The organism is Bradyrhizobium sp. S3.2.6 (assembly GCF_040546885.1).
GTDB classification, from domain to species: Bacteria; Pseudomonadota; Alphaproteobacteria; order Rhizobiales; family Xanthobacteraceae; genus Bradyrhizobium; species Bradyrhizobium cytisi.
On sequence record NZ_JBEPOS010000034.1, the window covers coordinates 1 to 23,534 of the forward strand.

Consider the following 23,534-nt stretch of genomic DNA (forward strand, 5'->3'; position numbering starts at 1 on the left):
CTCTGATTATGCCGAACAGCCGCATGGCCAACACCGGGATATCCAGCCTCCAACAGAGGCCATGCGGCATAATCTGGATCGCGGCATTATGACCGTTATGCCGATATCGGCATAAGGGGCATGCCAGCGGCCATCCGTCACGTCTCAACCGTGACCTGTCAGGCAGCTTTGGTACCAAGAAGTATGCCTTTGAGGAGTTGGTTGCGGAAATCGCGTCTGCGTTCGGTTGCGCTTCGCTTGGTATCGTGCCGACGGTGCGGCACGCCGATTATATTGGCTCGTGGCTTGACGTGTTGCGCGAGGACAATCGCGCGATCGTGCGAGCTGCTTCGCAGGCCAGCAAGGTTGCCGATTATCTCCTTGGATTCCTGCCGGAAGTGGTTGTCGACATGACAACCGAGAGAGCGGAGGAGGCCGCGTGAAGATCTCACCTGTTGCCTCGAACAAGAGAGTGAGAGGGAGCGGCGTTTTTCGCGACGGGTTGGAGGCCGAGAGAGAGGCTCCCGGCCGCCCGTTGTGGAGAATCGACATGACCAAGGCTGTCCAAAAGATCACGCTGTCCCCCTCACGTGACATTCCGTTCAACAAGCTGGTGCTGAGCCAGTCCAACGTCCGGCGTGTGAAGGCGGGCATTTCCATCGAACAACTCGCCGAAAGCATCGCGCAGCGTACGCTCCTGCAAAGTCTCAACGTGCGGGCGGTTGTGGACGCCGAAGGCAATGAGACCGGCATGTTCGAGGTGCCGGCCGGCGGCCGGCGCTATCGCGCCCTGGAGCTTCTCGTCAAGCAGAAGCGCATGACTAAGACGCAGCCGGTTCCTTGCGTCGTGCGAGAGGGAGGCATCGCTGAAGACGACTCGCTTGCAGAGAATGATGAGCGGATCGCGCTTCATCCGCTCGATCAGTTCCGAGCCTTCCAGAGCTTGAGTGGCGCCGGCATGTCCGAGGAGGATATCGCTGCCCGGCACTTCGTGACGCCGGCCGTCGTGAAGCAACGCCTCCGGCTGGCGTCCGTGTCGCCAAAGCTGCACGACGTCTATGCTGAGGACGGCATGACTCTCGAGCAACTCATGGCCTTCTCTGTTACAGCCGACCACGCCAGGCAGGAGCAGGTCTGGGAGAACGTCAGCCGATCCGGCTATGATGAACCCTATCAGATCCGGCGAATGCTCACTGAAAATACCGTACGCGCATCTGACGGCCGCGTTCAGTTCATTGGTCTGGATGCCTACGAGCGGGCTGGTGGCGGCGTTTTACGGGATCTGTTCGAGCACGATCATGGCGGCTGGCTCCAGGACGTCGCCTTGCTCGACCGTCTCGTGACAGAAAAGCTCAAAGCCGAAGCGGAGACGATTGCAGCCGAAGGCTGGAAGTGGATTTCGGTTGCCGTCGAATTCCCCTACGGCCACACGGAGGGCCTGCGCGAGCTCGAGGGCAAACCCGTCGATTTATCCCCCGAGGAGCAGGCCACCATCGACGCCCTGAACGCCGAGCAGGCCAAGCTTGAAGCCGATTATCAGGATGCCGACGAGTTGCCCGACGAGGTCGACCAGCGTCTCGGCGAAATTGAGACGGCACTGGTCGCGTTCGAAGGCCGGCGGATGATTTACGATCCGGCTGAGATCGGCCGCGCTGGCGTCTTCGTCAGCATCGATTCCGAAGGGCGCCTCTCGGTAGACCGGGGATACGTCCGGCCAGAGGACGACGTGCCGGCAGCCGAGCCCGATGTCGGGCAGGGCGCCGACACACAGTCGATCGAGGGGAAGGCGGCTGGTGCTTCCATCCAGCGCACGGTCATTGCGGTCGCGGGCGGCGCTACTGATACCGAAGATGATGACGAGGACGCGACCAAACCTCTGCCGGATCGCCTCATCACCGAGCTGACGGCGCATCGCACGCTGGCGTTGCGGGATGCGCTGGCAGAAAATCCTGCGATCGCATTCCAGGCGGTGCTGCACAACTTCGTGCTGACGGCCTTTTACCGGTTCGCATCGTCCGGCAGCTGCCTTGAGATCGGACTTCGCACGCCGGCCTTTCCAGCTCAAGCGTCTGGCTTGAAGGAAAGCGCGTCGGCGAAGGCCGTCGAGGCGCGGCATGAATCCTGGAAAGCACGGTTGCCGAAGGGCGAGAACGATCTCTGGAATGCGCTCACAGCCCTCGACGGCTCTGCACAGGCATCCCTGTTCGCTCACTGTGCGTCATTTGCGGTCAACGCCGTCCATGAGCCGGCCAACCGCTACAATCAGGGCCGCGTCTCCGCCCACGGCGTCCGTACCCGGCTCGACCAGGCCGATGTGCTGGCGCGCGCTGTCGGCCTCGACATGGTTCAAGCGGGGTGGAAGCCCTCCGTCGACAACTATCTCGGCCGGGTCACCAAGCCTCGCATTCTGGAGGCGGTGCGGGAAGCAAGAGGCGAGTCTTCCGCACAATTGATCGACCACCTGAAGAAGGCCGACATGGCCAAGGAGGCCGAGCGTCTTCTCGATGGTTCGGGCTGGTTGCCGGAGCCGCTGCGTCTGGTCGATCCCAATGCGGCGTCCGGGGTGCAGGAGAGTGAAGCGGGTCCGCTGCCCGAATTCCTCGGCGGGGACGAGGATCCGGACAACGCCGGCGACGATGATCCGCAACAGCTTGACGCGGCTGAGTGACATCGTTGAAGGGACGGCTCCGGCCGTCCGGCAATCGCCTGGGGACCGGTGTGTCGCGCCGGTCCCCATTCTCATGGGCGAGGGCTGAGAGGGAGAGTCGGGCCGGGAAGGGTTTGAGCCGTCGGGTCTTAAGGAGAGCGCCTGATGGTTCGACCCGTTCCCGCTCTCCGAAAGAACCCTGTCATGACCGAATCTCTCGCCGGCGGCGCTGCCGCCGCGCCGCTCTCGATGCGTGCCGCTGCAACTCTCACCTCCGCCGCCGTCAGGGCCGCGCGACAGCTCGTGATTGATCTCGAGCGCGGCCGTCGCATCGATGCCGCTGTCCTGCGTAGCGCCATGGAAGCTGCCTTCGACGCTTCCGACGCCTCTGGCGTCTGGAACTGGAAGACCGCCTATGACGTCTGCGAGGCGGCAACCGTCCTGTTCCTTCGCAAGTTCGGTCCGGCCATCCGGACCAAGGCTGGCTCAACGGCCGCGATGCTGCCGATGCTCGCGAGAATCGCGCGCTGTCTGCCGACCCACACGCGGCGCTCCGAGGACAGCCAGGCCCTTCAACAATTCTCGACGCCGATCCCGCTTGGGCTTGCCGCATGCACCGCGGCCGGCATCACGCCGTCCGATCGGGTTCTGGAGCCGTCCGCGGGGACCGGCTTGCTCGCCATCTTTGCCGAACTCGCCGGCGGCGGCTTGGTATTGAACGAGCTGGCCGAGACTCGCGCAGAATTGCTCGACCAATTGTTTTCCAACGTTAAGGTCACGCGGTTCGACGCCGCCCAGATCGATGATCATCTCGATGCGGGTGTCGTACCGAGCGTCGTCTTGATGAACCCGCCGTTCTCGGCACTAGCAAATGTCGATCGACGGATGGCGGACGCGGCTTTCCGGCACATCGCCTCAGCCTTGGCGCGTCTTTGCGATGGTGGGCGTCTGGTCGCTATCACCGGCGCAAGCTTTGCGCCGGACAATCCGGCATGGCGAGATGCCTTCGTTCGCCTCCAGGAATGCGGGCGGGTGGTGTTTTCTGCCTCCATCGATGGCGCGGTCTACGCGAAACACGGCACGCAGACGGACACGAGGCTGCTCGTAATCGACAAGAAGCCGGCCGCAGATCCGAAGATCTTTCCAGCATCGCTGGGCGTGGCAGGCGATGTCGCCACGTTGCTCGACTGGGTAAGCCAGCATGTGCCCCCGAGGCTGCCCGTTGCCACCCCCGTCATGGTCGACGCCATCAGGCGCCCCACGACGTCGCGGCCGGTCAGCGCCTTTGCGCCACGGCCGTCGTCCACTTCCAAAGATGGCGCGACCGAGGGCGTTGAGCTCCACTACGAGACGGTCGACTGGACGCCTCCGGAAGGCGCTCGACTGACCGACGCGTTGTATGAGGAATACGCACTGCAGGCGATCCGTTTTCCGGACGCGCATGCGCATCCGACCAAAGTCGTGCAGTCCGCCGCGATGGCTACCTGATCAGCAATTGGAACAGCCTCGCGCGCATCGTCTTCGAGAGCTTTGCCGGTCTTGGCCTCAAAGCCTCGGGCACGAGCCTGTCCTCGGCAGATTTCTTGCGGCCAGGCCGCATCGCGCAGGTGGGGCTCGATGCCGGCCGTCCGATCCTGGACTCGATCTCGGGGCTGATGGGGTATGTCAGTTTTTTTGAAAATTTCGTCCAGATCGCGGTCCTGCTGTTCGCCTGGATCGTGGTGCTTCTGGCCTTCTTTATTCTCGCCATCCAGCTCTTCGTCACGCTGATCGAGTTCAAGCTGACGACGCTTGCAGGTTTCGTCCTGCTCCCTTTCGGTCTGTTCGGCAAGACCGCCTTTGCGGCCGAACGGGTGCTGGGCAACGTCATCTCCTCCGGCGTCAAGGTATTGGTCCTCGCCGTCATCGTCGGCATCGGCTCGACCTTATTCTCGCAGTTCACGGCAGGTTTCGGCGGCAACCAGCCGACCATCGAGAACGCGATGGCGCTTGTACTGGGCGCGCTCGCCTTGTTGGGCCTCGGCATTTTCGGACCCGGGATTGCCAACGGCATCGTCTCCGGAGGCCCGCAGCTCGGCGCAGGCAGCGCCGTTGGGACGGGACTTGCCGCCGGTGGGGTCGTTGCGGCCGGCGCTGGCCTTGCGGCCGGCGCTGCCGGCCTCGCCGGCGGAGCGATTGCAGGCTCGCTACGAGGTGGAAGCGCGATTGCAAGCGGCACCATGAGCGTGTTTCGGGCGGGGAGTCAGTCCGGCTCCGAGGCGAGCGCGTCCGGGGCTGCAAGTCCCTTGCGTTCGGTGGCAGCTGGTCTTGGCGGACCGGCGAGCAATGCCGGCAAGGGGGAAGGGGACGACTCGAGAGCTTCCGACAGTGCGCCCGCTTGGGTTCGGCGCATGAAGAGAGCGCAGACCATCAGTCATGGCGCATCAGCGGCGACCCACGCGATCCGTTCGGGTGATCACGGAGGCGGCGGCGGATCTGTCGACCTCTCCCAACATGACCGCTGACTCTTCTGATCGACCAATTCGGTTTTCTCACCCGTCACTTGAGGTCTAGCAATGTTCAAACGATCGGCCGTTCACTATGGCCGCACGCCAGAAGCCGTCACCCCCTATCAACGCGCAGCCCAGGTCTGGGATGATCGCATTGGGTCTGCGCGCGTGCAGGCCAAGAACTGGCGCCTGATGGCCTTTGGCTGCCTCTTCTTATCAGCCGGCTTTGCCGGCTCCCTGGTCTGGCAATCCGCTCAAGGGACGATCACGCCCTGGGTGGTCGAAGTTGATCAATTGGGCGAAGCGAAAGCCGTTGCTCCGGCAAATGCCAGCTACCAACCGACCGATCCGCAAGTAGCCTTTCACCTGGCGCGCTTCATCGAGCATGTGCGAGGCCTCCCGATGGACGCCATCGTCCTGCGCGAAAACTGGCTCCGCGCCTACGACTTTACAACCGATCGCGGCGCGGCCGCACTGAACGACTACGCCCGCAACAACGATCCATTCGCCAAGCTCGGCAAGACGCAGATTGCGATCGAGGTCTCGAGCGTCATCCGGGCGTCCCCTGAGAGTTTTCGCCTTGCCTGGGTCGAACGCCGCTACGACAACGGTCAGCTTGCCGCAACCGAGCGGTGGAGCGCGATCGTTAGCATCATCGTGGAGATGCCGCGCGATCTCGATCGCCTCCGCAAGAATCCGCTGGGCATCTATGTCAACGCCATCAACTGGTCGAAGGAGCTGGGCTAGTCATGCTGTCAGGTCTCATTGCGTCACACAGGGTCCGCCCGAGCCTGGCTCTGGCTCTCGCTATTGGTGTGTCCACCCTTGGCGGGTGCACCACGTTCAAGCCGCCGCAAATCAGTTACGATAGCGATGTCCCGCCAGCTCCAGATCTGCCGGCGCTTTCCGACGATCGGCCGCGGCCGCTGCATGTCCCACCGGCCTGGAAGGCGGCGCGCGGCGGCAAGAACGCGGAAGCCAAGGAGCCCGTCGAGCGGATTGAGACCGCGAATGACGCCGCACGTGTGCAGCCGCGAAAGGCTGGCTACTTCAATGCGGTGCAGGTATTTTCGTATAGTCCGGGCGCTCTCTATCAGGTCTATGCCGCGCCGGGGCAGATCACCGACATCGCCTTGGAGCCCGGCGAGCAGCTGATCGGCTCGGGACCGGTCGCCGCGGGTGACACCGCCCGCTGGGTGGTCGGCGACACCGAGAGCGGCAGCGGCGACACGCGACGTGTGCACATCATGGTGAAGCCGACACGACCGGCGATCGAGACCAATCTCGTCGTCAACACGGACCGGCGCACTTACCTGATGGAACTGCGCTCCCGGGAAAAGCCCTACATGCCACAGGTCGCATGGTTCTATCCGGAGGACCGGACCGCGCGTGGTCGAGCTCTGCCGCCCACACCCGTCATCCCGGATCAGGTGCAGCGCCGTTACCGCTACGCCATCGAGGGAGACAGCCCACCCTGGCGTCCTGTCAATGCCTATGACGATGGGCGCAAGGTCTACATCGAGTTTTCGCCCGGCATCGGCCAGGGCGAGATGCCGCCGCTGTTCGTGATCGGGCCTGATGGCAAGACCGAGCTCGTCAACTATCGCGCTTACGGCAATGTGCTGATCGTCGACCGGCTTTTCGCGGCCGCGGAACTGAGGTTGGGCGAGGAGCACCAGCAGAAGGTCAGGATCATCCGAACCGACGGGAGGTCGCTATGACAGAAACTGGCCAGCCGAATGACACGCCCAAGGACGCTCCTTGGGTTAAGCCGCCGGAAGATATCGCCGAAACCCTTCGGCTCCGACCGGAACGGCCGCAAGTTACGCGCCTCTCGCGCAAGGTGCTTGCGGGTGGCAGCGCCCTTCTGCTGGTGCTCATCTCTGGTGCGGTCTTCTGGGCTCTGCAGGAGAAGCGATCGCGCACGCCGGCCGCCGAGGAGCTTTACGCGACCGACCACCACAATGTCGCCGATCAGCTTGCAACCTTGCCGAAGGATTATGCTGAGATCCCGAAGGAGGTGCCGCGTCTTGGACCACCTTTACCCGGCGATCTTGGCCGGCCGATCGTAGCAGCACAGGGCGCGTCGACGCCGAGCCCGCTCGGTGTTGACGCCGAACAGCAGCGCGTCAATCAGGAGAGCGAGGCGGCACGCACCAGCAAGGTGTTTGCCAGCACGAACGTCCGCGCACAGGCCTCTGTCACATCGCCAAGTGAAGCCCCATCAAATGCAGCGCCATCATCCGACGAAGCATTTGCTCAGAATGGCCAGGATCGAAAACTTGCGTTCGTCAGCGCTTCCGTTGACCGTCGAACCATCAGTCCCGATCGCCTGGCAAGACCGGTCTCTCCCTTTGTGGTCCAGGCGGGAACGGTCATTCCGGCTGCTCTTATCACGGGGATTCGGTCCGACCTGCCTGGGCAGATCACGGCCCAAGTCACAGAAGCGGTATATGATTCCCCGACCGGGCGAGCTCGCCTTATCCCGCAAGGAGCCCGGTTGATCGGGACGTATGATAGCCAAGTCGCATTTGGCCAATCGCGCGTCCTCCTGGTGTGGACGCGCCTCATCATGCCAAATGGGCGGTCAATCGTGCTGGAGCGGCAGCCGGGCGCAGATGCCGCGGGCTACTCTGGGCTTGAGGATGAGGTCGACAACCATTGGAAGGAGCTGTTGGGGGCCGCTGCGCTTTCGACGCTGCTCGCCGTCGGCACCGAGGTGAATTCCGGATCGGATACGGGTAGCACTAACAGCGACCTCATCGCTGCGCTTCGCCGCGGGGCGGGGGACTCCATGAACCAGACGGGCCAGCAGGTGGTCCGCCGCAATCTCAATATCCAGCCGACCTTGACGATCCGTCCGGGATTTCCGGTTCGGGTGATCGTCAATCGCGACCTGGTGCTCGAACGGTATAGGGGGTGAGGTACGATGGCTAAGCTTAAACTTGGAGCGCTCGAAGACGATAAGCCGATCAAGATTACGCATGAACTCCCGGCGAGTGTGCACAGGGATCTCGCAGCGTACGCCGAAATCCTCGCACAGGAGAGCGGACAGCCGATCGGGGAGCCGGCCAAGCTTATCGCTCCCATGTTGGCACGGTTCATGGCAGCGGACAGAAGTTTTCGGAAGGCTCGACGGGCGCGTCAGCGTCCGAGCGGAGATGAGGGATAGCGCTCTGAGAGCAACTTGAGGAAGGCAGCTAGGACAGGGTTTTCATTGTCGGCACGCCAATAGGCCGAAAAGTCGAACCGGCTCGGGCCGGTGCCATCGCGCAGCTCCCGGTAGACCAAGCCGGCAAAATTGGCTCCAAGATCGGATTCGAGCACCAGGCTGATTCCCGACTTCATGCTGATCAGGCTCTTGATGATGCCGCGGCTGACATCGTGACGCTCGACTTTGGGACGATCCTCAGGTGAGACGAGCTTCGAAACCAAAAGGTCTTCAAACTCCCGCCCGGGATCGTAGTGGCTTAGCAGCACCGTCTCGCCGCGCAGGTCGGTCCAGTAGACAGTCTCGCGCGCCGTGAGCGGATGGTCCTCGGGTAGGACAACCAGAACACGCTCGCCCCACAACGACATGGTCTCGCTCTCCAATAGAGGCAGGCTCCCTGTGACGATCAGGATGTCAAGCACGCCGTTGCGGAGTGCCGTTGCCAACCGCGTCCGAGATCGTTCGACGGTCGCAAGTTCAATTTGCGGGAATCGCTGCTTGAGCTCGAGCAACGAGGCCTGCAGATTGCCTGCCGAAAGAGATGTGCAGAAGCCGACTGCCAGCCGACCGGTTTCGCTGGTCCGAACAGAGTTTGCCGTTGCTACCAGTGCGTCGAATTCTTCCAAAATCGTTCTTGCCAGGCGAAGAACGCTGCGGCCAGCCCGCGTCGGGCGTACACCTCCGCTGTAGCGCTCAAAGATCGTAAAGCCCAGGTAATGCTCAGTCTGATGAATTGATCGGCTGAGGCTCGACTGTTGCAATCTCAGCAACTCCGCGGCTTGACGAATACTGCCACAATCGGCCGCGATGACGGCAGATCGCAGGTGCTTCAGTTCGAGAGCTTTGATGCCTTGAAAGGATGGACTTGTTGGTTGGAAATTGCTCATCTTGAGACTTAACCGAGAAGCTTGCCGCCCGATGTGGACCTTGGGGCCGCCGTGTGCTTGATTCCAAAGGCCTAGGCCGCTGCTCGCATGACCGGAGCCCAGAGCACCGGACCTGAGATGCGACCCGCATTGCGGATCCGCTCCAAGGTATCAGTCGACACCTCCAGATAGCCCGCCATGGCCAGAGTGTTTCCGAGAGGTCGTGCTTTGCCGATCGGGCGGAGTGGCCACCCGGCGCGCCGAAGAATGCGCTCCATGCGCGCGTCAGTGACGGTGACGATTTCGGTCAAACGAATGGAAAGGCCGAACTCGACCATGCCCGCAAAGAGCTCGTACGTGGCAGCAGCAAGTCCACCGCTCGCCTTCGGCGCATCCGGAGGAACATCGAGAGCAAAGCGACTGCTCTCCCAGATGTGGTCGGTTCGTGGCGCCGGCTGCTCGTCCAGAAGAATTGGGAAAGTGTCCCTAAGCATAGTTGGACCGGTCGTCGGGAGAAGTCGAACGCAACCCTGAATCCGTCCATCCGCTGAGCGATGCAGCAAGTGGACTGGCCGAAGTACGTCAAACTCGTCCACCTCCATGTCGCCGCCGACCTGGACATCCCATTGCAGACGCTGTTTGAAAACGCGGTAGCGCAATCGATGCATCTCAGCGAGTTCGTCGACGAACTCGCCATAGTAGTCTGGTGTGATGAGCAGCATCATTGCTGTCCTCCCTGCTTTGTATCGGCGATCAAAGCAGAAGCTGACGCAAATGCATCCTGTGCAGATGCACAGCATGCTTATGTACGAGCGGTCGCTTATCTTCGAGATTTTGATTCAACGAGCCGCACGACTGCTTGGCGAAGCGTACGGACGCCGAGCTTCGCTCGTGCGTTATCCAGATGAAAGGCAGCGGTGCGTCGCGAGATGCCGAGAATATTCCCGATCTCCCAAGCAGACTTGCCGTGAGAAGACCATTCGAGACATTCAAGCTCACGAGGAGACAACAACACTCCATCGACCACGCGATCGGACCCCAACATGCGTCCAGCGTGCGCATGGAAGAACATCGCGATTAGCCGCAGAACTTGGGCGTGCTCGCTTATAGAGCGCTCGAAAGAAATTCGCCGCTCGTCGGACGCAAAGGTCACGGCGGCGATCGCACCTTTGTTGTCGTGGATTGGAATCGTGAATCCACACCGAATGCCGAACTTGGCGGCTTCTTCAAATAGTGCACGCTCGGATTCCGACCGAACTCGCGGTTCGAATCCAAGACCCCATCGGAACGGTTGAGTATGGCTTATCGCTCGGCGAACCACGGGATCGAAGGATTCATAATGGTGCTGCAGATAGTGTGCCGTCCAGGATGGGGGATATGTCGAGATTAGATTGGGGGCACCGCCGGGTTCGTGAGGCAGAGCAAGATATGCAAAGCACGACAGGTTCAGCGCGGCGGCCATATCCGCCATGCTCTGCTGAGCAGCATTTCGGTCGGTGCCCTCGGTCAGCCGATCGACGAATTTTTGAAAAGCGCGATACATCGTGGATAAACAAACGGCGTCCCTAGTAATCGGTACTTGCCACATCTGGATCTACTGAGCTGACTGACAGAACCTTGCAGTCCTGCGCCGCCATGGCAATCAATGCCGGTCAGTTGCGGGTTCGATCAGCGAGGCCATGCAGGCCCGGTTCTTAGCCCGCTGCGGGAGGCTTCGCCGTGAATGCGGCGAAAAGCAGGAAGACAGCTTCCTGAGGTCCGATCTATTGCATCGCAGTTTCGTTTTGATGGGCGATAGGCAGGACGGTGGGTGTTTGAGGCCAAATCGGCGTAGGTTCAGTACTTCCTGCTACTCTGTGGTATCCTTCGTCCTTCCAGCGGCGCTTCCCGCGCGTGACCGTCTTGCTTGATGGTCTCAATCGATTCGAGGGTGCGGCCTGACTGATCTGCGCATTGATACTAACCTCGATAAGAATTGTCAGATCGATCTGCCAGCGACCGCCTGTTGTGAATCCTGCGTTTTGTACAAAAAACCGCAGAATTTATGCGCCATTTGGCCAAGTACGTCGCATGTTTGCACCGCTCTTCCGATTAGAAAAGGTCGTCCAGTTAGGAGATTCGCAAATGAAGGTCGGTGTTCCCAAGGAAATCAAGACGCACGAATACCGCGTTGGCCTGACACCCGGAGCCGTCCGCGAATATGTGGCCGCCGGCCACAGCGTGCTAGTCGAAACCAATGCCGGCGCTGGCATTGGCGCTACAGATGAAAATTATCGCAAGGCCGGCGCAACGATTTTGGACTCCGCTCGCGAGGTATTTGCATCGAGCGAGATGATCGTAAAAGTCAAGGAGCCCCAGCCGTCCGAATGGGCGCAGCTACGAGAGAACCAGATCCTCTTCACGTATCTGCATCTGGCGCCAGATCCGGAGCAGGCCAAAGGCCTCATGAAATCTGGGTGCACTGCAATCGCCTACGAAACCGTGACCGATGCGCATGGTGGGCTTCCGCTGCTTGCGCCGATGAGCGAGGTCGCGGGCAGGCTTGCGATTGAGGCGGCAGGTAGCGCTCTGAAGCGGTATACAGGCGGGCGGGGGCTGTTGATCGGGGGCGTGCCGGGTGTCCAGCCGGCCCGTATCGTGGTGATCGGAGGCGGGGTCGTCGGTACGCATGCGGCACGGATGGCGGCGGGCTTGGGTGCTGAGGTCACAATCCTCGACCGTTCGCTACCCCGCCTGCGCGAGCTGGATGAGCTCTTCGAAGGGCGCGTTCGTACCAGGTTCTCAACAATAGATGCGGTTGAGGAGGAGGTATTTGCCGCGGACGTCGTCATTGGCGCGGTACTCGTTCCTGGCGCGAGCGCGCCGAAACTTGTCAGCCGCGGCATGTTGAGCTCGATGCGTAAAGGCTCCGTGATCGTGGACGTAGCTATCGATCAGGGCGGATGCTTCGAGACATCGCGTCCGACGACTCACGCTGATCCAACTTATGAAGTCGACGGCGTCATTCATTACTGCGTGGCCAATATGCCGGGAGCCGTCCCGCTTACCTCAAGCCAGGCACTGAATAACGCCACGCTGCCGTTTGGTTTGGCTCTCGCCAACAAGGGATTTGCAGCCGTGCTCGAAAATCCGCATCTGCGTGCAGGCCTCAATGTTTATCGGGGCCGGCTAACCTATAAGGCTGTGGCCGAGAGTCTCGGTCTGCCATTCTCACCGATCGAACAGGCTGCGGCCTGATCCCAAGAGGCTCCCTAGGGGGCGTTCCTCCCAGACTTGGTGGGCCACTCCTTCGGAGTGGCCCCTTTTTTTTTCGGCTACAAGTCCGCTCAGTCTTAAGGCTGTCCGGGCAATACGAAAACGTAAGCGTCCGGCGCCGCGATCGATGGCGGGCCCGTTTGCCTTGGTCATTTGCAGGAAAGATCCTCCGCTCATTTTGTAGAGAAGCAGACTCCCTACGGGCGTGATCCTCGGTTGTTGAGTAGGCCATCAACTGCTCGAGCGAGATTCAAGCGATCGCAGCAGCGACCCACCGTGGCTTTCTCCTGCTGCCAATGTCGACCTCCGCTTAGTCAGAAACGCCAGAGTTCTCAGTTCTTAGCGGAAACTACGAGTGCCTGCCGGCGCGCTTGCAATCACCGGGCAGGCCCTTGTTCGTGGCCCGGCCCGGGGCGTCTTCCTTCCGGCCCACAGATCCGAACGGGCGCTCCAGCATGCGGCGGACCCGCACGGGCGCAGGGCCGACGTGGAAATCCGCCGCTTGCGCATCCAGCGCGCGCTCCGACTGCGTCGAGCGGTTACGCTGGCGCAAATAGTCGAGCCATGTCGGGCAGTGAAAGCGCTCGGTCCACAATTCGGGATCGGCGATGTCCCGCGCAATCGACCATCCATAGGCGCCGTTGCGCTGGCGCGACCGCTGTACGTCCTGCATCACGTTGTGAAAGGCCCGCGCATTCTCTTGGGGCACGCGATATTCGATTTCGACCACAAGCGGCCCGCTGCGCCCGCTAAGCGCAAGTCGCACCTCAGGATCTGCCAGCGCCTCGGCATCTTCATCACGCGCGCTGATCGGCGGCATGCGGAACCACAGGCCGAGCAGCGGCGACAGCAGCATGAGCGCGGCGGAGACAAGCAGCCCGATTTGGACTCCAGCAGCGTCGGTGAGGCGTCCCCATGCCCAGCTGCCAACAGCAATCCCGCCCGACGCCGCCGCCTGGTAGGCCGCAAGCGAACGCCCCGCCACCCAGCGGGGCGACGACAGCTGCACCCCGATGCTGAACAGTGCCCAGGCCATCATCCACACGGCCCCCGCCACGATCATCGCAGCCGCCGTCAACGCGGGCTCGCGGCTGAGCGCCACCGCGGCGATGGCTCCGCCCATCGCCAACATGCAGGCGCGAATCGCCGCCTCGCCGCTCATGCGCTTGCGCACCTCGGTGATGTTAAGCGCGCCGATCACCGCGCCCAGACCAAAGGCACTGAGCATGATACCGTAGGTCTGTGCGCCACCATGCAGAAGATCGCGCGCCACCAGCGGCATCAGCGCAATGATCGCGCCGCCGATCACACCGGTGACCATAGAGCGGGTCAACACGATCTTGATCGACGGCGAATTGCTGACGTACCGGACGCCTGAAACAATCGCGCGGCTGAGCTTTTCAGGCGGCAGACGCGAGGGTTCGGAGATGCGTTTCCATAAGAACAGCGCGACCATCAGCGGCAGATAAAGCAGCGCGTTGAGCGCAAACGCAGCCATTGCGCCGGCGGTCGCCACAACGATCCCCCCGATTGCCGGGCCGATGCTGCGGGCGATATTGTAGCTGATCCCGTTGAGCACAACCGCGGACGGCAGCGCCTCCGCGGGCACCTGTTCACTGACCGAAGATTGCCAGGCCGGTCCCATCAGCGCCATGCCAGTGCCAACCGCAAAACAGAGTACCAGCAAGAGATTCGGCGTGACCAGGTCGAGCCAGGCGAGCGTCGTCAGTGCGGTCGCGCCGGCAAGCGTAATGCCTAGTGAGACCAATGCCACAATGCGTCGGTCATGCATATCGGCAATGGCTCCCGCAGGTATCGAAATCAGCACGACCGGCAGCAACAGCGCTGTCTGGACCAGCGCGACTTTGTCGGCCGATGACGTCATCTGCGTCATCGACCATGCCGCGCCGACGCCCTGAATCAGGATCCCGAGATTAGAGAGAAGGCTCGCGAGCCAAATGCGACGAAAGGTCGGATACTGCAGCGACGCCAAGACGCCATCTGCGCCGAGGGGGTTGGACGGATCGCTCATCTCGGCTCCTGCCTCGCTTCGGGCAGGGTGATTCTGGACCCGAACAGTGATGGCCCAGGAAGTTGGCCGCTAGCGAGCGGGTAAGCGCTTCCCCCACCTCGTGCATTTTGCGCACCTTGCGCTTGAGCATGAGCGCCGTTTATGTCCTGTGGCGTCCCACTTGGTTGGTGATCACTATCTCGGGCGCGAGGATCGGTATCTCGCGGTAGGAGAATAAGCGCAAAGTACCCCTCGCGCTGACTTGTCAATTTCCGATCAAAAGCGGTGCGATTGTCCGGATGAGGCGCGACGCTGTCCCGTTTTTGGGCGGAGCTCCCCGCGGTCAGGTACGGCCTACGTTGCTCGGCCGCGGCCTTGACTTCAAAATTGTTGCCGCTCGCGTAGCGGATGAACATGGCATTTTGGTCACGGTCGCTTCAGGCGAGGTCGCAATTCGTGAGCCGAACCTCAGATGAACGCGCCGAATTCCTATGTTCTGGATGTTCTCATCAGAGTGGAAGGGTCATGCAAACTGAATGAGACGTCGTGGACATTAATCTGCTCTCGAACACAATTCTGAAGACGACTCTCCTCAGCCCAACTGTCGCAGAAGCTTAGCGTAGAGGAGCGGCACCGCGGGTTTCTTGCGTTCTATGCGAATGAGCGAAGAAAAAGCGCGCAAAGCTCAGATCCGCGGAGTGAGACACCCGCATCAATCCTCAGACGGAGCCTCGATCGGAATGGCAAAGCCCGCCTTTACGCGGTCCATTATGACCATCGTCTTGAAGCCCTTAATGTCGGGATTCTCATAGAAGAATCGCCGAGTGAACTGCTCATAATCTTCCATTGTCCGCGCGGTAATGTAGAGGACAAAGTCGGCGTCGCCGGTGACGTAGTATCCGTTGACGACTTCAAGTGACGATTTGATGGCCTTCTTGAACCTGTCGATTATGTCTGAACGTTCCCGCTCTAGGCTCACTAGAACGAGCATTTGAATAGGTCTTCCTACCGCTTTCGCAGAAACAATCGAGACATCGGCCTCGATGATGCCTTCCGAACGGAGCCTCTTCAGTCGTCGCTGACAGGCGGTAGCAGAAAGTCCCGCCATTTCGCCGATCACCTCGGAAGTTAGACGGTTGTTTTTTTGCACGATCTCGAGGATGCGGGCGTCTATTCGATCGTATTGCATAGTCGGCTCCAGCCTTCAGGTGAATTTCGCCGCAAAATGCCCGTGCGATGCAGGAAATCCTCCGAACGGCAGGAAAATGCGACGCAAATATCTAAACGATACCAGTATCCTGAATGTATAGGGAATTTCAACAAGCGAGAGCGTGGGACCTGCAATGGCCCTTCAAACTATTCGGGACACAAGTCCGCATCTGGTCGGCCTTGCCGCCAGGCACCTGCAAAATCTGCGTCGTCGCGACTTCGTGGCGGGGGCTGCGCTGATCGACGGCCGTTGGATTGCGGGCGAGCAAAGAGACGTTGTGGTCGATCCGGCTACTGGGGAAGAGATCGCGGATGTTGCTCGTTGCGGTGCCGCGGATATGAACTTGGCGATCGCGGCAGCAGAACGATCGTTTGCTGCATGGCGAGAATTGTTGCCGGCAAGGCGCGGGGCGATCCTCAAATCTTGGGCGTCATCGATGCTCGACCACTCGGAGGAGCTCGCCACCCTGGTGACGATCGAGCAAGGCAAGCCCCTCGCTGAGGCGCGCCACGAGATCGCGTATGGTGCTGGATTTCTCGACTGGTTCGCTGCAGAGGGGGAGCGCGCATACGGAGAGACGATCCCCAGCCACAAGTCTGGAAGTATCCTTCAAGTGCGAATGCAGCCAATCGGTGTTGCCGCCGCGATCACTCCTTGGAATTTTCCAGTCGCCATGATTACCCGAAAGGCGGGAGCCGCTCTTGCCGCTGGTTGTCCGATCATTGTGAAGCCTGCCCCCGAGACGCCGCTGTCTGCTCTTGCCGTGGCCAGGCTGGCCGAAGAGGCGGGGATCCCGCGTGGCGTGTTTCAGGTGGTGGTCGGTAATCCCATAGAGCTTTCGACGCCTCTGTTGCGCGATACAAGAGTACGGGCTCTTTCGTTCACAGGTTCGACGGAAGTTGGCCGTCTCCTTCTGAAGGGGGCGGCTGACACAGTGAAGAAGGTGTCGCTAGAATTGGGGGGGCATGCTCCCTTTATCATTTTTGATGATGTCGATCTTGAAAAAGCGGTCAAGGGAGCGATGGCAGCAAAATTCGCCACGTCGGGTCAGGATTGCTTGGCTGCTAACCGCATCTACGTACAAAGAGGCATCTATGATGCCTTCGTCGAGGCATTTGCTGCGGCAATCGTGCAACTCAAAGTCGGTCACGGTCTGGAGCCTGCGACAGAAATCGGGCCAATGACAAAGGTGTCGGTTGCCAACAAGTGCAGGACCCAAATCGATGATGCGGTGAAAAAGGGGGCGCGACTAGTTTCCGCGCAACAAGGCGCCAGTCTAGGTCCGAACTTCGTTCCTCCGACGCTGCTTAATGAAGTCACCGACGACATGCTAATCGCGCGTGAGGAAACCTTTGGGCCGGTAGCTGCAGTCCTTCCATTCGATTCTGAAGAAGAGGTCATTGCCCGGGCCAACGCCAACGAAATGGGGTTGGCTGGATACGTCTACACGGACAGCTTACGTCGAGCGCTTCGACTCTCTGAGCAAATCGAATGCGGCATGGTCGGTATCAATACAGCTTCATTCACAGGGCCACCCATTCCGTTCGGGGGATGGAAGCAATCCGGGCTCGGCCGCGAGGGCTCACGACACGGCTTGGCGGAATACATGGAACTCAAATACGTCTGCTTCGGCGATTTGGTGGCTTAGGGAGAATTCGCATGGTGGATATCAAGACAATCGCTGAACGAGATCGCTCGACGGTTCTACATCCCTTCACTCAGCTCAAGGAATTCGCGACTGGCAAAATCGGTGATCCCACAATTGTTGTTGGGGGCAAAGGCATCCGAATCGAAGATGCGCAGGGTCGTAGCTTTATCGACGGCTTTGCCGGCTTGTACTGTGTGAATATTGGATACGGCCGAACTGAAGTTGCTGAAGCCATCGCGCGGCAGGCTTACAAGCTGGCATACTATCACACATATGCGGCGCACACGACCGAAGAGCTGGCTACGCTTGCGGATCGTCTCGTAAAAATGGCGCCAGGCAAACCGAGCAAGGTGTTCTTTGGGCTGTCCGGATCGGATGCGAATGAGACCCAAGCGAAGCTCGTCTGGTACTATAACAATCTACGAGGCCAGCCCAAGAAGAAGAAGATCATCTCGCGCGAGCGGGGCTATCATGGCTGCTCAGTAATCTCCGGTTCAATGACGGGCATGTCATTTTACCATGATCACATGGACCTTCCCTTTCCAGGCATTTTGCATACTGGCACGCCGCATCACTACTGGGGCGCTGAGCCGGGGGAAACGGAAGAATCGTTTTCTCGTCGGCGTGCGAGCGAGCTTGAAGAGCTGATCCTGCGAGAGGGCCCGGAAACGATTGGTGCGTTCATTGCCGAGCCAGTGCTCGGTACGGGCGGTATCACGCCGCCGCCTACGGGGTACTGGCGTGAAATTCAGGCCGTGCTCAGGCGCTACGACGTTCTCTTGATCGCCGACGAGGTGATTTGTGGTTTCGGTCGAACCGGCGCAGACTTCGGCAGTACTTTGTATGGGATTGAGCCGGACCTGGTGACAGTGGCCAAGGGTCTGACCTCGGGATACGTGCCCCTCTCGGGAGCCATCGTTGGTGAGAAAGTTTACGCCGTTTTGGAAGAAGCGGCAGACCGTGTCGGGGTATTCTCCCACGGCTATACCTATTCAGGCCATCCGATTGCGGCAGCGGCTGCCAATGCAGTCCTCGATATTGTCGAGAATGAGCGACTGAGCGACAGGGCGAGAACCGTCGGCGCGCACTTCCAGCGTCGACTTAAGGAGCGGTTTGCTCAACTCGAAATCGTTGGGGAAGTTAGAGGGGTAGGATTACTAGGTGCCATTGAGTTCGTGGCGGATCGGCAGGCCAAACGACGATTTGATCCGCAGCTCAAGGTGGGTGCGCGCATCTCGAAGGCCGCTCGCGATCGGGGGCTTATTGCACGAGCAATGCCGCATGGAGATATCCTTGGTTTTGCTCCGCCTCTCGTCGTATCCGAAGCGGAAATCGACGAGATCGTTGAGCTCGCCTATCGAGCAACTAAACAAGTGATGGACGAGCTTGCGAAGGAAAGCGGTCACGCTTGAAAGTCGACTCAAGTAGCCGCTGCGGATGCCTGCTCACGATCGAGCGGATTTGGCCAAACACGAAGAGCTGCACGTTAGCCGTGCAGCTCGGCATCGAACCGTCGATGGAAGAAAAATCGTCCCGCATGACGATTGTTGCCATCGCTTGCGTTTTGTCCGCAGGACGGCCTCCTGGTCCCTTGGATTCGAGTGTTGCCATCTAGGCTGATCGTGTCGTTGGAGCGATGCGCAACCCATACGCCGCCAGCGGTTCAGTCGATGATCCGATATTCCCGTAAATTGGAAATCTGACAGAGGTTTATTTAATGGCAACGGGCACGCGCGGGACCGCCCGACTTTAATAGTGTGAAAAGCTGCGAATTGTCGCACCCAGGCGCGGGATTTCGGAGTTACCCGGCCCGATATAGCGGAACTTCGACTTTAGTCTCCCCGTAGTATTTTCGTTACAAATGGAGATAAGGCAAAGCCTGAGAGCCGTCCTTTACCAATCTACTCGAGCGGCTCCTAGTATCTCCAGACGAGGAAACTTGCTGACCATTCCCGGGCAGGGATGAGGGGGCGGCACTAGGGGGGCGAATCGGATGGAGCAGGCCTTTTGGCGTCATGTGAGGGGCGATCTTTCGTCCGCAAGGCGCGGCGCTGCGGCGTTCCTAGACAGTCTACCTGTTGACGACAGCAATAACGCCAAACGTCGCCAAGACTGGATCGCCGAATGGAGAAAGATCGGAGATGAACACTACAATCTTGGTGACCTGAACCTGAAAAAGAAAGCGTTCGGTGAGGCGGCCGAGGCCTGGCTCTATGCGCTAACCGCTTTTGAGATTGCCAGACGGCTAATTGACGAGGACGACCTGCAAGGTGAAGACATTTCGTCCAAAGTCAACGGCGGCATTCGGAGGTTCGAATCATCCAAGGCCCAGAAGCTGGAGCGGGTGAAAATCCCATGTTGCGATCAGACTGAACTTGAAGCCTTCTACTTGCGCTCCGGTGGTCCCCATCTGCCCACTTCGGCAGTCATGTGCATTAGCATGGAAGATGAAACGGCGGCGACGCTGCTCGGAAGGCTCCTGCCTGCCGTGATCGGCCGGAGCATGTCAGTTCTCGTTCTCTCTCACGACGACGTCTCACGTCACTCACGCGGTCAATCGGAAACATTGTTGTCGTCTTGCTTGGACTATTTGGCAGTTCGGCCTGACGTTGATGCTAATAGAATAGCTATCTATGGGGAAGGGTTGTCGGCTGCTCTGGCCACCGAATTTGCCGTATCTGATCATCGCCTTGCTGCAGCGGTGTGTGATGGTGGACTTTGGAAGTGGGCTCGGATTCTGGCTTCCGTCGGCTGGATGACGAGGACTACAAATGGAGTTCCAGAGCAGGGCGCAATGTCGGCGCGACGATCCCAAATTATTCGACGCCTGAGGTGCCCTGTTCTCGTGGTTGCCGGTGGGCGTGGCATCGTTAGCGTGTCGGAGGCGATCAAACTGCAAGCTGATTGCATGGCCGAGCGCATTGATCTGGAGCTGGCCCTTCCCCGGATGATCAGAAGCCTCGGGGCGGACATCGAAAATTTCGTAACTTCCGATGATTGCATCTTCGGATGGTTGGAGCAAAAGCTCCACACACGTTGCAGCTCAGCAAGCGTTGCTGCTCAGCGACACCAGATCAGCAGCTAACCGTCTAGAAACTTCATGACGTGGGTTTCAGGCATCTTCGGTCGCGGATCATCAGATTACTTCGCGATCCCATTTTGCGACTTGCGGGATGCTGATTAAATGGCAGGGTCGGCTCTGCTGCCTACAGCGCGCCTATATTCAATTTTTGAGATGCCAATCGGCCATTCTTGGCGATCAAAGCTAGTCGCCTGTTGAGATATTCAATTGACGCCTCGTCCAATCCATCAAAGATTGTCGAGTTGAGGGCTTGTCTTTTGGCTGACAGCTTCGCTACTTCCGCACGCGCCTTTTGAGTCAATGACATCTGGAGGAACCGTGCGTCCTCGGGCGATGGTACGCGGGCGAGATACTCCATTGCTTCGAGTTTCTTCGTCTGGTTGGTAACGAAGGCAGGATGAATTCCTAGCTTGTTTGCGACTCCTGTGCCGGACACGCCGCGACCTTCATCAAGCTGTTCAATGGCCATCAGGATCAACCATTGTGGTTCGCTAATTCCCAATAGTTGAGCCCAGCTCTTGTGTATCTCCTCGAGCTGCAGATGTATCTCGACAATTTTCCAGATGAAGTCGGTAACGGCTCTGTCAAGTTGTTCGTGTTTTTCGACCATGTTGGTTTTCCGCCAAACTTCATGTCACCGATCGGCGGTCGGTGCCCATTTAAGCGACAGGTACCTGTCTTCGCTCGCCCGGGAAAGGCCGCGGGCGACATAGGATCTATGTAAGAAAGCAATTGACAAATGCAATTAATATGAGGTATTTCTGATCTCGGATCATTGCAGGCTCTTCTCCAGCAATCATCTTAAACCTCCAAGGAGAACCCCCGGGATGCCCCCTGGGGGTTCTTTTTTTGCGTCTGGCCTCGTATTAGAGCAGATGACGTCCGGAAACGGCGTATATGTTGCCGAAATGACACACAAACGGCCAATCAGATGATTGTTGAAATTAATTAATTGAAGCAATTGATGAACCGAATTAGTTGTCGATGGACAGCGAGGGGACGCCTCGAAGTCGTTCCGTCAAGCAGCATGCCTCATCGGAGGTTAGCAGCGGCGGATCTTTGAAGGGCGGAAACCACGTTTCCAACTTGGAGGTTCATCGATGAAGTTGACAAAGAGTCTTATTCTCGGGTCTGCGGCGATTTTGGTGGGGTCCGGGGCGCAGGCAGCCGATCTTCCCGTGAAGGCCAAGGCGGTCGAGTACGTGAAGATCTGTTCGCTGTACGGCGCCGGCTTCTACTACATCCCCGGCACCGATACCTGCATCAAGCTCGGAGGGTATCTGCGGGCCGACTTGGCGCTAAACACCAATTCGATTTATTCAAATGGCCGAGTGAACGGTGTGGGCGGGGCGAACAATCGCCTGAGCAATTATTTCACCACGCGTTCTCGTGAAGACCTCAGCATCGATACGCGTACGGCGACGGAGTATGGTGTGCTGCGCACCTTCTTTGAGGGCGTCTTCACGTGGACGTCGGGTAGCTACACCGGTGCCGGCGCTGGCACCGGCGGTGGTGCCACCGCCTACTCTGGTGATGGCATCGCGGGCGGTTCGCTCGGCGTCTACTACGCGTTTATGCAGTTTGCTGGTTTCACTTTCGGAAAGGCGCAGTCGCAATTCTCCGCGCCGTGGTCGAACTATCCTGGGAACAACTTCGACGGCCTGCCGGGGGGTGGCGGCTGGGATCCCGTGAACCAGTTCACCTATACAGCGGATTTAGGTCAGGGCATCTCGGCTTCCTTTTCGGCAGAGGATCAAGTTGTCCATAACACGACCAATATCTGGAACGTAAGCGGCGCCACAGCCGCAGGTCTCGCTACCGGCGCGTATGGTGCGAACGACATCGGCGGCTCGCGAGCTCCGGACCTCATCGCCATGCTTCGTGTGGATCAGGCTTGGGGGCTCGTCCAAGCGTCGGTCGCCGCGCACAACAATCAGGCTGCTTATTACGGTGCTACCGAACTCACTGGCCACCCGGACAACAAGTGGGGCTGGGCCGGTCAGCTGGCCTTGTCGATCAAGAACATCCCGACGGGCGCGGGTGACAGCATTAACGTCCAAGGCGTGTATACGAACGGTGCAAGCCGTTACAACTTCCAGCAATATGCGTCGAGCACCTACGCGATGTACGGTGGTACAGGCTTGGCGGGTGCTTACCAGAGCGTCGGCCTTGCTGGTCTCTCCGACTCTGTGTTTGTCGCAGGTTCTGGCCAGGAGTTGACTACGACTTATGGCTTCAACGGCGCCTTCAACCACAACTGGGATCCCCGCTGGAGCACCTCGATCTACGGTGGGTGGGGTGCTGTGCGGTACAACGACACGGCCAAGGGTTATATCTGTGGCGCCGTCGTCGCAGGCCTCGCGCTCTCGACCGGCGTTGCCGGCTGCAATCCCGACTTCAACTACTCGGTTGTTGGCACGATTACCCGCTGGACCCCGGTCAAGGGTCTGACCTTCTCGGCCGATCTGGCTTATACCATGCTCGATCAGAAGTACGCGACCGGAAGCACGGTGGTGTTGCCGACGCAGGCAGGTATCGCCAAGCCGGGCGCAACCTACGAGTTGAAGGACCAGAACACGCTGAGCCTGCTGCTCCGAGCTCAGCGCAGCTGGTAAACTTCCACCAAGAAAGGCCCCCGGCATGCTGCTGGGGGCCTTTCCGATGTTCGTACCACGGCTTGCGCTGGCCGGAGTCGCAGCCTCGCGACTGGAAGGGGCGGTCTAGTTCGCGCATCTTTGCGCTCCTATGCTGAAGCAGGTTCGAGCGTCAACAGTATCTGCCATTCTCGTCGGTCCATGAGGCGGGAGATTGGTCGCCCAGTTACTCCATCCTCACCTTGCAACTATGTCGTTGACGACAACACGCGCCATCGGCTGATCAGCGAACTTCAGGCAAGCGATTGGCATAAAAGCAGAGATTCCCCAGATAAATACGCGGAACTTCAGCGCGAAGCGGTTCTCTATCAGTGAAATGCGGCGGTCGAAGTTTAATACAATCGGCATGTCATAGTCTCTGGTTGATCAAGCCGCGGATCGAAAATCGCTGGGGAAGGAAAAAATGAGACATTCGCTCAAGCTAACGCCTCATGCTGGCCAGCACGTCCGCTCTCGCAGTCCGCAGTTGATCCTCTGCAGAG

Annotated in this window: 17 protein-coding genes and 3 pseudogenes; 13 read left to right on the forward strand and 7 right to left on the reverse strand. The window is 59.6% G+C overall.

Annotation, left to right across the window (positions count from 1 at the left end; genetic code table 11):
• Positions 1-119: 119 nt before the first annotated feature.
• The 8 genes and pseudogenes from ABID58_RS34680 to ABID58_RS34715 form a co-directional block, all read left to right on the forward strand.
• A pseudogene (locus ABID58_RS34680) lies at positions 120-422 on the forward strand (zincin-like metallopeptidase domain-containing protein); the annotation flags it as partial.
• Positions 423-529: 107 nt separating this feature from the next.
• Positions 530-2,647, forward strand: coding sequence for a ParB/RepB/Spo0J family partition protein (locus ABID58_RS34685; RefSeq protein WP_354037402.1), 2,118 nt, complete (start codon positions 530-532; stop codon positions 2,645-2,647).
• A 183-nt stretch (positions 2,648-2,830) separates the two neighbouring features.
• A pseudogene (locus tag ABID58_RS34690) lies at positions 2,831-4,111 on the forward strand (methylase); the annotation flags it as partial.
• Positions 4,108-5,130 (forward strand): annotated as a pseudogene (trbL, locus tag ABID58_RS34695) (P-type conjugative transfer protein TrbL); the annotation flags it as partial. The pseudogenes ABID58_RS34690 and trbL, both read left to right, overlap by 4 nt.
• 51 nt (positions 5,131-5,181) lie before the next feature.
• A complete protein-coding gene (gene trbF / locus ABID58_RS34700) occupies positions 5,182-5,862 on the forward strand; it encodes a conjugal transfer protein TrbF (protein ID WP_085399897.1) in 681 nt (226 codons plus the stop codon).
• A gap of 2 nt (positions 5,863-5,864) precedes the next feature.
• Entirely contained in the window at positions 5,865-6,836 is a 972-nt protein-coding gene (gene trbG / locus ABID58_RS34705) for a P-type conjugative transfer protein TrbG (protein ID WP_085399898.1), read from the forward strand.
• On the forward strand, positions 6,833-8,038 hold the full coding sequence (locus ABID58_RS34710; RefSeq protein WP_354037404.1) for a TraB/TrbI/VirB10 family type IV secretion system protein: 1,206 nt from the start codon (positions 6,833-6,835) through the stop codon (positions 8,036-8,038). Before trbG ends, ABID58_RS34710 begins: the two co-directional genes overlap by 4 nt.
• Before the next feature lie 6 nt (positions 8,039-8,044).
• Complete coding sequence (locus ABID58_RS34715) at positions 8,045-8,287, forward strand: DUF2274 domain-containing protein (protein WP_085399900.1); 243 nt, start codon at positions 8,045-8,047, stop codon at positions 8,285-8,287.
• On the opposite strand, the gene ABID58_RS34720 is transcribed toward ABID58_RS34715, so the two are convergent.
• From ABID58_RS34720 to ABID58_RS34730, 3 genes are all read right to left on the reverse strand, one after another.
• The gene (locus ABID58_RS34720; RefSeq protein WP_085399901.1) at positions 8,260-9,213 is read right to left on the reverse strand and encodes a LysR family transcriptional regulator; all 954 of its coding nucleotides are present in this window, start codon (positions 9,211-9,213) and stop codon (positions 8,260-8,262) included. The two genes, ABID58_RS34715 and ABID58_RS34720, sit on opposite strands and share 28 nt — an antisense overlap.
• A gap of 71 nt (positions 9,214-9,284) precedes the next feature.
• The gene (locus ABID58_RS34725) at positions 9,285-9,917 is read right to left on the reverse strand and encodes an acyl-homoserine-lactone synthase (RefSeq protein ID WP_354037405.1); all 633 of its coding nucleotides are present in this window, start codon (positions 9,915-9,917) and stop codon (positions 9,285-9,287) included.
• Between the two features lie 95 nt (positions 9,918-10,012).
• Complete coding sequence (locus tag ABID58_RS34730; protein ID WP_085399903.1) at positions 10,013-10,735, reverse strand: autoinducer binding domain-containing protein; 723 nt, start codon at positions 10,733-10,735, stop codon at positions 10,013-10,015.
• Between the two features lie 581 nt (positions 10,736-11,316).
• Between ABID58_RS34730 and ald the strand changes: the two genes are divergently transcribed.
• Entirely contained in the window at positions 11,317-12,429 is a 1,113-nt protein-coding gene (ald, locus tag ABID58_RS34735; RefSeq protein ID WP_085399958.1) for an alanine dehydrogenase, read from the forward strand.
• Positions 12,430-12,796: 367 nt separating this feature from the next.
• Here ald and ABID58_RS34740 read toward each other — a convergent pair whose 3' ends face one another.
• Both ABID58_RS34740 and ABID58_RS34745 read right to left on the reverse strand, forming a co-directional pair.
• Positions 12,797-14,479: an MFS transporter gene (locus ABID58_RS34740; RefSeq protein WP_354037407.1), complete on the reverse strand. Its 1,683-nt coding sequence runs from the start codon at positions 14,477-14,479 to the stop codon at positions 12,797-12,799.
• Between the two features lie 691 nt (positions 14,480-15,170).
• A complete protein-coding gene (locus ABID58_RS34745) occupies positions 15,171-15,647 on the reverse strand; it encodes an Lrp/AsnC family transcriptional regulator (protein ID WP_085399906.1) in 477 nt (158 codons plus the stop codon).
• Positions 15,648-15,837: 190 nt separating this feature from the next.
• On the opposite strand from ABID58_RS34745, the gene ABID58_RS34750 reads away from it, so the two are divergent.
• The 3 genes from ABID58_RS34750 to ABID58_RS34760 all read left to right on the forward strand — a co-directional run bounded on the left by ABID58_RS34750 (position 15,838) and on the right by ABID58_RS34760 (position 20,401).
• The gene (locus ABID58_RS34750; protein ID WP_354037421.1) at positions 15,838-17,316 is read left to right on the forward strand and encodes an NAD-dependent succinate-semialdehyde dehydrogenase; all 1,479 of its coding nucleotides are present in this window, start codon (positions 15,838-15,840) and stop codon (positions 17,314-17,316) included.
• An 11-nt stretch (positions 17,317-17,327) separates the two neighbouring features.
• Positions 17,328-18,728, forward strand: coding sequence for an aminotransferase (locus tag ABID58_RS34755; protein ID WP_085399907.1), 1,401 nt, complete (start codon positions 17,328-17,330; stop codon positions 18,726-18,728).
• Between the two features lie 581 nt (positions 18,729-19,309).
• Positions 19,310-20,401, forward strand: a complete 1,092-nt coding sequence (locus ABID58_RS34760) for an alpha/beta hydrolase family protein (RefSeq protein ID WP_085399909.1) — start codon at positions 19,310-19,312, stop codon at positions 20,399-20,401.
• A 121-nt stretch (positions 20,402-20,522) separates the two neighbouring features.
• On the opposite strand, the gene ABID58_RS34765 is transcribed toward ABID58_RS34760, so the two are convergent.
• Positions 20,523-21,008, reverse strand: a complete 486-nt coding sequence (locus ABID58_RS34765; RefSeq protein ID WP_354037409.1) for a MarR family winged helix-turn-helix transcriptional regulator — start codon at positions 21,006-21,008, stop codon at positions 20,523-20,525.
• Positions 21,009-21,498: 490 nt separating this feature from the next.
• On the opposite strand from ABID58_RS34765, the gene ABID58_RS34770 reads away from it, so the two are divergent.
• The gene (locus ABID58_RS34770; RefSeq protein WP_085399912.1) at positions 21,499-23,013 is read left to right on the forward strand and encodes a porin; all 1,515 of its coding nucleotides are present in this window, start codon (positions 21,499-21,501) and stop codon (positions 23,011-23,013) included.
• Positions 23,014-23,229: 216 nt separating this feature from the next.
• Here the strand turns inward: ABID58_RS34770 and ABID58_RS34775 are convergent, their stop codons facing one another.
• A complete protein-coding gene (locus tag ABID58_RS34775) occupies positions 23,230-23,400 on the reverse strand; it encodes a hypothetical protein (protein ID WP_161495786.1) in 171 nt (56 codons plus the stop codon).
• Positions 23,401-23,534 lie beyond the last annotated feature (134 nt).

Coding starts and splice junctions, on each gene's coding strand:
- ABID58_RS34685 (WP_354037402.1), top strand. CDS start 530: ATGACCAAGGCTGTCCAAAAGATCACGCTGTCCCCCTCACGTGACATT.
- trbF (WP_085399897.1), top strand. CDS start 5,182: ATGTTCAAACGATCGGCCGTTCACTATGGCCGCACGCCAGAAGCCGTC.
- trbG (WP_085399898.1), top strand. CDS start 5,865: ATGCTGTCAGGTCTCATTGCGTCACACAGGGTCCGCCCGAGCCTGGCT.
- ABID58_RS34710 (WP_354037404.1), top strand. CDS start 6,833: ATGACAGAAACTGGCCAGCCGAATGACACGCCCAAGGACGCTCCTTGG.
- ABID58_RS34715 (WP_085399900.1), top strand. CDS start 8,045: ATGGCTAAGCTTAAACTTGGAGCGCTCGAAGACGATAAGCCGATCAAG.
- ABID58_RS34720 (WP_085399901.1), bottom strand. CDS start 9,213: ATGAGCAATTTCCAACCAACAAGTCCATCCTTTCAAGGCATCAAAGCT.
- ABID58_RS34725 (WP_354037405.1), bottom strand. CDS start 9,917: ATGATGCTGCTCATCACACCAGACTACTATGGCGAGTTCGTCGACGAA.
- ABID58_RS34730 (WP_085399903.1), bottom strand. CDS start 10,735: ATGTATCGCGCTTTTCAAAAATTCGTCGATCGGCTGACCGAGGGCACC.
- ald (WP_085399958.1), top strand. CDS start 11,317: ATGAAGGTCGGTGTTCCCAAGGAAATCAAGACGCACGAATACCGCGTT.
- ABID58_RS34740 (WP_354037407.1), bottom strand. CDS start 14,479: ATGAGCGATCCGTCCAACCCCCTCGGCGCAGATGGCGTCTTGGCGTCG.
- ABID58_RS34745 (WP_085399906.1), bottom strand. CDS start 15,647: ATGCAATACGATCGAATAGACGCCCGCATCCTCGAGATCGTGCAAAAA.
- ABID58_RS34755 (WP_085399907.1), top strand. CDS start 17,328: ATGGTGGATATCAAGACAATCGCTGAACGAGATCGCTCGACGGTTCTA.
- ABID58_RS34760 (WP_085399909.1), top strand. CDS start 19,310: ATGGAGCAGGCCTTTTGGCGTCATGTGAGGGGCGATCTTTCGTCCGCA.
- ABID58_RS34765 (WP_354037409.1), bottom strand. CDS start 21,008: ATGGTCGAAAAACACGAACAACTTGACAGAGCCGTTACCGACTTCATC.
- ABID58_RS34770 (WP_085399912.1), top strand. CDS start 21,499: ATGAAGTTGACAAAGAGTCTTATTCTCGGGTCTGCGGCGATTTTGGTG.
- ABID58_RS34775 (WP_161495786.1), bottom strand. CDS start 23,400: ATGCCGATTGTATTAAACTTCGACCGCCGCATTTCACTGATAGAGAAC.